Source organism: Ruegeria sp. AE4, from assembly GCF_056542185.1.
This window is the reverse complement of the sequence record NZ_JBQFZK010000015.1, coordinates 95370-102016: the sequence shown is the minus strand read 5'-3', so window position 1 is coordinate 102016 and position 6647 is coordinate 95370. Positions and strand designations below refer to the sequence as shown.

Genomic DNA, 6647 nt, shown 5'->3' with positions numbered 1-6647 from the left:
TGCCTCGGTCCCATCATCACCGCACCTCCACTCTCAAAAACGAGTGAATCAGCGACAGGCAAACCAATCAACGGAATTTTTCAACACTATGTCCGCGATCTGTAAGTTCGACCTGCATGGAAATTTTCGCTCGCGGCAAAGGACCGCAATGCGGGCTGCGACCGCAGAATCCAGATGGGTCGTTGGATGTCGGCTCAGGGCCGGTGTTTTCTCCGTATGTAGTCATCCTAGTCAGATAGGCCGCCACTAATGGGCGTGTGTTCGTCGAACGACAGATGACGTGTCTTTTCCGGATTGCGAACAACGTAAACAGCGGTAATCACGTCGTATTCGATCTCCAACGACATCGTTTGCAAAAGGCCGCTCGCTTCATGGCTGAGGATCGATGGCAGATTGTTCAGGTGGCAGAATTGCCATTGCTGGACAGATTGATCAGAGTATTTACGCGCCAATCCAGACAATAGCCGCATCACCTTATCTCGGCCCAAAATCGGATTGAGTGTCGCCAGCACTTTGCCGCCGCCATCCGAAACAAATCTTACGTCTTGCGCAAGCAATTTGGTAAGAACGTCGGTGTCGCCGCTTTTGGCGGCCATGAAAAATGCCTTGGCGATGGCTTCGCCTTGTTGCGGCTCAACCTGTGTTCGAGGTTTGCTGCGCTGCACATGTTTCCGCGCTCGGCTGACAAGCTGGCGGCAGGATTCAGGTGTGCGTTCCAGTGCCGATGCCAGCTCGTCATATGATTGCTCGAACACATCGTGGAGCAGAAATGCTGCCCGCTCGAGAGGTGTCAGCCGCTCCAGCGCCAGTAGGAGTGCCACTGAGACGTCACGGTCCAGTCGCTCGGTGGCATCATCTGTGATCAGTGGTTCCGGCAACCACTCGCCGGGATATGTTTCGCGTCGAATACGCGCGGCCCGCATGTGATCCAAACATAACCGCGTGACGGTTCGGATCAGAAAACCCGTCGCGTCCCGCACACTGGCATGATCAACCTTCTGCCAACGCAAAAATGCGTCCTGTACTACATCCTCCGCGTCGCCAACGGTGCCCAGCATTCGATAGGCGACCGCAAACAAGCGCGGTCGCAGATCGACAAAAATCTGGTCGTTGACGGGTGAAATCATATGACTCATGCGGCCGAGGCCTCCTTGGCGGCAGGATGTGGCGTTGCAAAGCCAATAGCAATGCGGTTCCAGGCATTGATCGTTGTCACAACCAGCGTTAGGGCGATCTTTTCCTGATCTGAAAACTGAACGGCCATCTCTTTATAGATGTGATCCGGTGCACCATTCTGCTCGATGCGGGTCAGCGTTTCGGCCCAGGCAAGAGCGGCGCGTTCACGCCCGGAATAAAGAGACGACTCTCGCCACGCGTTCAGTAAGTGAAGCCTGTCTTCACTCTCACCCTGCGCACGCGCGTCATGGGTGTGCATGTGAATGCAGAAAGCGCAGCCGTTGATCTGCGACACGCGCAATTTTACCAGTTCGATTAGACTGTGCTCAAGGCCGGATGTTTTGAGGCATTCCTCCATGTCGAGCATTGGCTGCATAAGTTGCGGGGCAACGGCGAAGTGGTTTAGGCGGGATTGCATGAGGTGCTCCTGTATTCGGGTGTATAGAAACAGGACGCGGCAGGCGTGGAGTTTGTGACATGGGTGCGTAACAAATCAGTTTTTATTGCGTAGGGTGGACAGTTATATATCAATCGAGTTGCGCAAAGTTCACCAGTGTTTCGCGAATGCTTTACCCGACTGCAGGTGCCCTGTTTCCAAGGTGCGCCATGTTCTGAAAATGTGATGGTTTCTTGGGAGGCGCTTAATTTATCAGTATTTATTTCGTATCTTCGTCAACCGCCTCGCCCAGTGCTTTAAGCAATCCATTCAAGTTATCGCGCTGCTCGGGCGATAAACCGTTCATAAGCCGATGTTGTGTTTCAACGTGATCTGAGACGGCATTTTCGATTTTTGAGAACCCGTCCCTCGTCAATCGGATCAAGAAGCCGCGTTTGTCTTCCGGATTTGGCGCGCGCTCGACCAAGCCGGCCTTGACGAGCTGGTCAATTCGGTTGGTCATTGTCCCCGATGTCACCATGGTCAGGTCAAGCAGTTCCCCGGGCGACAAGCCTTCAGGCTTTCCGGATCTGCGCAGAGTCGCCAGTACATCAAAGCTGGCGAGGTTTAGCCCGTAAACCTTCCAGGTTTTGTCCATCTCTTTTCTGAGTTGAGCCACCAGGCGGGAGAGACGCCCAATCGTTTCCATCGGTCCGACATCAAGGTCGGGTCGGGCTTTGTTCCATTGCGAAATGATACGATCAATGTGGTCCATGGAAGCATATTGCGAAGATTTATCTTGACGTCAAGAGAATGAGTAATATCTTGACGTCAAGATAAATGGAGATTCCTCATGAAACATCATGTCGACATCGCGCTCACTGCAATCGCGCCGCTGGTCTGGGGCAGCACGTACTACGTTACGACTGAATTCCTTCCTGCTGGGTATCCAATCACAATGGCTGCCCTGCGTGCGCTGCCTGCTGGCCTGCTATTGCTCGTTCTGGCCCGGCAACTGCCGCAGGGTATCTGGTGGATACGCGCTTTCGTTCTTGGTGCGCTCAATTTCACCGTGTTCTGGACATTGCTATTTGTGGCGGCGTACCGGCTGCCTGGTGGTGTAGCCGCAACGGTTGGGGCGGTTCAGCCTTTGATTGTCGTATTCTTGGCTGCGATGCTGATTGGTACGACGGTCAAGTTATCTGCGGTGATCGCGGCACTGATCGGTATCTTTGGGGTTGGACTTCTTGTTCTTGGTTCGGGGGTTTCACTTGATCCGATTGGAGTGATTGCGGGCATCGGGGGCGCAGCCTCCATGGGGGCGGGCACAGTTCTGACCCGGAAGTGGCAAGCCCCTGTGCCCCTTTTGACTTTGGCGGCCTGGCAACTCACGGCAGGGGGGCTGTTGCTGGTACCCTTGGCGCTTTTGTTTGAGCCTGCGTTTCCACCATTGAATACGCAAAACATCACCGGCATCGTCTATCTCACTCTGATCGGGGCTGCGCTGACATACATCTTATGGTTCCGGGGCGTTTCCCGGATCGAACCCGGCGCCGTTTCAGCCCTTGGTTTTCTCAGCCCGCTTTCCGCAGTCATTATTGGATGGATGCTTCTTGGTCAGGCTTTGACACCCACCCAGATCGCCGGAGCCGGGGTTGTGCTCACGGCAATCTGGCTTGGACAGCGTGCTGGGCAGATGGGCAATTCCGTACTTTCAAGAACTTCCAATTCACACCTCGTCTCAAAAGGAGAATGCTCATGAAACTTGTTGTATTTGGTGCCACTGGCGACGTCGGTTCTCGTGTCGTGACTGAGGCCATTTCGCGTGGCCATGAGGTTACTGCGGCAGTTCGAAATGAGGCGGGGCTCAAAAAACTACCCAAAGGTGCCAAGCCGGTTGTTGCAGATGTCGCAGACCCTGCGGCATTGGCCACTGCGATGGCTGGCCAGGATTTGGCCATAAGCGCTGTGCGTACACCGGCCGGGCGTGAAGGCGAAATTGTTGCTTTGACCCGATCCATCCTGCATGTCGCATCTCTTGTCCGTCTTCGTGTAATTATTATTGGGGGTGCCGCTCGTCTGCATATGCCCGATGGCAGCCCGCACACTGTCTTATCAGATCCAGACTTTCTGCCTGAAAGCATAGTCCCAACCGCACGTGCATCCATGGCGCAGTGGGAACTCTGTTCATCGGATGCCTCAGCAAACTGGACCTATGCCAGCCCGTCCGCCTTATTGCAGCCCGGTGAACGCCGGGGCGTCTTCAGAACCGACACAGATAACCTGATTGTTTATGACGTCGGCAACTCAGAAATCTCCATGGAAGATTTTGCAGTGGCAATTGTAGATGAGGCTCAATCGCCCAAATTTCCACGCGCCGCCTTTACCGTAGGCTATTGAAACGCGAATACCTAGTCGTTCAGGGAGAGCACGCCGTCTGCAGTTTGCAAGCGGCGTGTTATTCCAGATGCAGTCTCGTCACGCGACCTTACGAAAACGAACAACCCGAGCGACATTTTGTCGAATACGCTATCCGCTTTACAGCGTGCTTACGCGGGCCGACGGGATCAACCGTTAGGACTGCAGGCACAAAGGCAATGGGCATTGTAAGGTTAAGGATTTCATCGATAGTCAAATTCCTGCGCAGAACTTTTTGGCGAATTTTCTTCTGGCTAGTTTTCGAATGGAACAGTTGAGAGGATTGCAAAGTTCGCGATGACAAAACTCACGGGCGAATGACGGCTTTGATGTGCCGGCTGTGGGTTCAGCTGGCCATCGATTTCGCACTCGCGGCGAATGTCGGGAAAGCGGGCTGCGACCGCAGCGGCCGAGTGTGGTAGTCAACGACTGGTTAGGACCGTAGCAAGCATCTGACCCTTTTGGTACAACCTACCGGTTCCTTAAAAACTCTCTCGGACTGACGCCCAGAGTTTGTCGAAACATGTAGCTGAACGCGCTCATAGATTCGTATCCCATGTCGAAGGCAACCGAGGTTACGCTCTTACCCGCCGCGAGCAGCGATACGGCATGCAAGACCCGTGCATGGCGCAACCATTTCGAAGGCGGCATGCCTGTTTCGGCGATGAACAGTCGTTCGATGGTCTTTCTGCTCGCTGGTACATCCGACAACCAGGCTTCGACCGAGCGAACGCTACCAGGGTCGTCGAGCGCACCACGCGCGACGTCGAGAATCCGCGTATCTTTTGGCAATGCAAGAGTAAGCGGCACGTCCTTTGCGGCGAGAATCTCCTGTCGAAGCAACGCATGCAGCGCTGTGTTGTGCTTGACTGTTCGCGTGCCTGTTGCTTCAGGCATCACCGCAACAAACAATGCGTCCAGAAGCGGTGTTATGGCAACGACCCGGCAATCAGGTCCAAGCCACTCTGCCTCTTCGCGATTGACATCGACATAGTGCATGACGTTGTTCGCCCCATAGCGCATCCAGTGTTCTTTATCTGGAGGAATCCAGATCGCCATGGCCGGACTGAGCAGCAGGACCCGGTCCGGGGTTCCGACATACATCGACCCCGAGGCTGCCGAGATCAGTTGACCAAAATCGTGGGAATGCCAGTCGTAGCTTTCGCCTGACGCTGGCTCAATCGTTTCCCCGAGATAGCGGGGTCGATCAGATGTAGTCGGCGTGCTGTACTTCATTGACGAATCCTCGATAACAGTCGTCTCCCTGTCGACAGACAGACATACCATCCTTCGCTATCAATCGCCAATCAGTCGGGCACCGTGCCCGATGTTTTGCACTCGATGGGTTAGCCACCATGACAGAACGATCCCTAATGGCCTGGTTCGCCGCGGGACACTTCGCCATCGACTGGCCAATTGCAGCGCTATGGTTGATCGTGCCGGCTGCTGGTCTACACATGGGCTTTTCCCCCGCTGAGGTCGGTCTACTGTTTACGCTGTTCAGCATTGGCGGCGCTTTGGCCTACCTGCCAGCAGGCCTCATCGCAGATTGGGTTTCGAACCGCGGTCGTCTTCTTGTCGGCACCTTTCTCTGGGTCGTCGTGGGATATGTTCTCGCAGCAGCGGCGCCAGGATTTTGGAGCCTTGCTATCCTTCTGGCGCTCGCTGGTATGGGCAACGCGGCCTGGCATCCGATCGCAACTGGAATATTGACGAGCACCAACAAGGCGACACGCGCCCGCGCCTTGGGAGTGCATGCCGTTGGAGGATCCTTTGCGGAGGTCTTCGCGCCACTGTCGATCGGGTTGCTTCTGTCGGCCCTCGATTGGCCCGTTGCTTTGGCGCTTTCCGTGCTTCCAACCGCTTTGGTTGGCGTGTGCTTTTTGTGGGTCGCACGGGCGGTTCCTGCCTCCGAAACTTTGCGTATCAATCGCAAGGAGCTCTTACTGCTTCTGAAGACGTGGCGCAGTCGAAAGGGGATCCGCCTCGTTGCCATGGTCTCGCTCTACAATATGGCATTGATCGCTCTGCTAAGCATGATCCCACTCTACTTGGCGACGGTTCACGCACTTGCACCCAGTATGATAGGGGGCATCTTCGCAGCTATGCTTGTGTCCGGGGCGCTCGCCCAACCGTTGGTCGGATCAATTTCTGACAAGCTCAACCGCTTCTCGATCCTCGCAACTGGAAACGGCTTTGCTGCCTTGGCTATCGGTGTACTGGTGTTCGAGCCTCCGTTCTGGATCATGATAGCCCTGATGGCCTTTGGGGTCGCTTCGCTGGACGCAGTTCGAGCGACAATGCTGGCAGCTACAGTTGATCACTCGGATCGCAACGAAAGTACGACGCTGGGTTTCGCGTTCACTTTGCTGGACGGGGTAGGCGCGTATGGAGCGGTTTTGGCCGGGATCGTCGCTGGCATATCCTGGGGTGCCATGTTTGGCCTTTCTGCGGCGTTTGCCGGCGGTGCGGCCGTTCTTGCCATCGGCACTCTGCCCGCTTCAGCACGACCCAATGATTTTCCATCAATTGATCCGCTTGGTAGAAATCGCATGACTATCGAAGAGGCTAAGGCCGAACATGCGCGGCGATACTGGTTTATATGATCAAATGCGCGAACCGCCGCGACTAAACGCGTCAAGCGACGAATGGGAACAAATCACAAGGATGCTTAACT

The 6647-nt window shown here is 55.1% G+C and carries 7 protein-coding genes; 3 read left to right on the top strand and 4 right to left on the bottom strand.

Annotation, left to right across the window (positions count from 1 at the left end; all coding sequences use genetic code 11):
- Positions 1-227: 227 nt before the first annotated feature.
- The 3 genes from ACR0EK_RS16435 to ACR0EK_RS16425 form a co-directional block, all read right to left on the bottom strand.
- A complete protein-coding gene (locus ACR0EK_RS16435) occupies positions 228-1136 on the bottom strand; it encodes a sigma-70 family RNA polymerase sigma factor (RefSeq protein ID WP_480871395.1) in 909 nt (302 codons plus the stop codon).
- On the bottom strand, positions 1133-1594 hold the full coding sequence (locus tag ACR0EK_RS16430) for a carboxymuconolactone decarboxylase family protein (protein WP_170592554.1): 462 nt from the start codon (positions 1592-1594) through the stop codon (positions 1133-1135). The genes ACR0EK_RS16435 and ACR0EK_RS16430 overlap by 4 nt, the downstream gene beginning before the upstream one ends.
- A 238-nt stretch (positions 1595-1832) precedes the next feature.
- Positions 1833-2327 carry a MarR family winged helix-turn-helix transcriptional regulator gene (locus ACR0EK_RS16425; RefSeq protein WP_480967949.1) on the bottom strand — a complete coding sequence of 165 codons (495 nt, stop codon included), beginning with the start codon at positions 2325-2327 and terminating at the stop codon, positions 1833-1835.
- Positions 2328-2405: 78 nt separating this feature from the next.
- Here ACR0EK_RS16425 and ACR0EK_RS16420 point away from each other — a divergent pair, with 78 nt between their 5' ends.
- Positions 2406-3314 (top strand): EamA family transporter, encoded by a 909-nt coding sequence (locus tag ACR0EK_RS16420; RefSeq protein ID WP_480967948.1) that lies wholly within the window; start codon positions 2406-2408, stop codon positions 3312-3314.
- Complete coding sequence (locus ACR0EK_RS16415) at positions 3311-3952, top strand: NAD(P)-dependent oxidoreductase (protein WP_480967947.1); 642 nt, start codon at positions 3311-3313, stop codon at positions 3950-3952. The genes ACR0EK_RS16420 and ACR0EK_RS16415 overlap by 4 nt, the downstream gene beginning before the upstream one ends.
- Positions 3953-4441: 489 nt before the next feature.
- Here ACR0EK_RS16415 and ACR0EK_RS16410 read toward each other — a convergent pair whose 3' ends face one another.
- Complete coding sequence (locus ACR0EK_RS16410) at positions 4442-5206, bottom strand: helix-turn-helix domain-containing protein (RefSeq protein WP_480810081.1); 765 nt, start codon at positions 5204-5206, stop codon at positions 4442-4444.
- A 119-nt stretch (positions 5207-5325) separates the two neighbouring features.
- Between ACR0EK_RS16410 and ACR0EK_RS16405 the strand changes: the two genes are divergently transcribed.
- Positions 5326-6576 (top strand): MFS transporter, encoded by a 1251-nt coding sequence (locus tag ACR0EK_RS16405; RefSeq protein WP_480871526.1) that lies wholly within the window; start codon positions 5326-5328, stop codon positions 6574-6576.
- Positions 6577-6647: the final 71 nt, after the last annotated feature.